Origin of the sequence: Streptomyces sp. SID14478, assembly GCF_010548525.1 — a bacterium.
Lineage (GTDB): Bacteria > Actinomycetota > Actinomycetes > Streptomycetales > Streptomycetaceae > Streptomyces.
The window spans coordinates 1-1,939 of record NZ_JAAGMG010000199.1 but is presented as its reverse complement, the minus strand read 5'-3'; the positions used below and the strand labels follow the sequence as shown (position 1 = coordinate 1,939).

Annotated in this window: 1 protein-coding gene and 2 pseudogenes; 2 read left to right on the top strand and 1 reads right to left on the bottom strand. The window is 73.7% G+C overall.

Annotated elements, in window-relative coordinates; all coding sequences use genetic code 11:
• Positions 1–231, bottom strand: a pseudogene (locus G3I40_RS07285) (methyltransferase); the annotation flags it as partial.
• Between the two features lie 106 nt (positions 232–337).
• Here G3I40_RS07285 and G3I40_RS07280 point away from each other — a divergent pair.
• Together G3I40_RS07280 and G3I40_RS07275 are read left to right on the top strand one after the other, a co-directional pair.
• Positions 338–742 carry a globin gene (locus G3I40_RS07280; RefSeq protein ID WP_164301336.1) on the top strand — a complete coding sequence of 135 codons (405 nt, stop codon included), beginning with the start codon at positions 338–340 and terminating at the stop codon, positions 740–742.
• Positions 743–883: 141 nt separating this feature from the next.
• A pseudogene (locus G3I40_RS07275) lies at positions 884–1,939 on the top strand (ABC transporter permease); the annotation flags it as partial.

The window sequence follows — 1,939 nt, the reverse complement described above, 5'->3', positions numbered from 1 at the left end:
CGCGTAGGCGCCGCGCAGCCAGCGCGCCCGCCGCCCGGGGTCGGGGTCCTCGCGCCACAGCCGCTCGTGGCCCCCGGGGACGCCCACGAAGTAGTACGGCACGAAGAGATGGCGCGGGACCCGCGCGAAGGCGTCCCGCCACCGGGCGTCGTCGGCCCAGACGCCGCTCTCCTCGATCTCCCGCACGAGGCCGGCCCGCGCCCGTGCGGCGGCCCCGTCGAAGTCGCCCATGGGTCCACTGTGCTGCGACGGCGCCCGATCGGCGAGCCCCTCCCGCGCGGGCGGGCCCGGTCCTAAGCCCCGAGTCCTCGGTCATCGCGTCTGAGAGCATGGACACGTGACTGAGATCCCGCGCGACACGCTTCAGGAGCAGACGTTCTACGAGCAGGTGGGCGGCGAGGAGACGTTCCGTCGCCTGGTGCACCGCTTCTACGAGGGCGTCGCACAGGACCCGCTGCTGCGTCCCATGTACCCGGAGGAGGACCTGGGCCCCGCCGAGGAGCGGCTCGTGCTGTTCCTGATGCAGTACTGGGGCGGCCCGCGCACGTACAGCGACAACCGTGGCCACCCGCGTCTGCGCATGCGGCACGCCCCGTTCCAGGTGGACCGGGCGGCGCACGACGCGTGGCTGAAGCACATGCGGGACGCGGTCGACGACCTCGGCCTGTCCGAGGAGCACGAGCACACGCTCTGGAACTACCTGACGTACGCGGCCGCGTCGATGGTGAACACCGCGGGCTGACGCGGACCCCGCACCGCTGCGAGAGCGGCTCGCCTCGGTATCCGGTCCAGACCTCTTCCCCAACCCCGGTCGTCTCTGACAACATCCGGACAGACTTTCGGGGGCGCACGGCGCGGCAGAGAATTTTCGGGGGCGGCAGGGGTGTGGGGTTTTGTCCTCCTACGAGTACGGGCGCATCGCCTGCTGCTGAGCGCTGCGGTGCTCGCGGTCCTGCTGACGACGTCGGTGCTCGCCATGCTCAGCGCGTTCTCGGGGGCGATCGGCGACGCCTCCCTGCGGCATTCGCTGCGCACCAGGGACGCGGCGACGACCGCGCTCGTGGTCCGTGCCGACGTCCCCGCAGAGGGGCGAAAAGCAGCCGTTGCCGCGCTCGACAAGGGGGCGCGGCGCACCTTCGACGGCCTGCCCCTGCACCGTGAGTCGCTGACCCGGTCGGGACCGTACGGGCTGCCGGGCGCCCCGCGCGGCAAGCAGCCGGACCTGACGAAGTTCGCCGCGATCGAGCGATCCGAGGTGACGCTCACCGCCGGCCGCTTCCCGCGCGCACCCCGCGGATCCGTGATCGAGGCGGCGCTCCCGCAGACCGCCGCCCGGCAGCTGAAGCTGGAGCCGGGCGACCGTCTCGCCCTGGCCGACCGGCTCGGCGGCCCCGCGGTCACCGTCGAACTCACCGGCGTCTACCGCCCGGCCCGCCCGCAGTCCCCGTACTGGACGCTCGACGAGCTCGGCGGGCGCGGGGTGCAGAAGCAGAGCTACACGACGTACGGGCCGCTGCTGGCGGACCCGTCGGTGGTGGAGGGCGGCCGGGTCAGCGACGGGCAGTCGGCGTGGCTGGTGTCCGCGGACTTCTCCACGATGACGACGGGCCGGATCGGCGCGCTGCGCGACGCCGCCCGCGCCGGCACCCGGGAACTGCTGCACAGCAAGGCGCTGGCGGGCACGACCGCGGTCGGCACGTCCCTGCCCGACGTACTGGACCGGGCACAGCGCGCCTTGCTGGTGTCGCGTTCGACGCTGCTGATCGTGGCGCTGCAACTGGTGCTGCTCGCCGGGTACGCCCTGCTGCTCGTGGCCCGCCTGCTGAGCACCGAACGGGCCGGTGAGACCTGGACGCTGCGGGCCCGCGGCGGCTCCCGCGCCCGCATCACCTCGCTCGCCGCGGCCGAGGCGCTGCTGCTCGCGCTGCCCGCCGCGGTG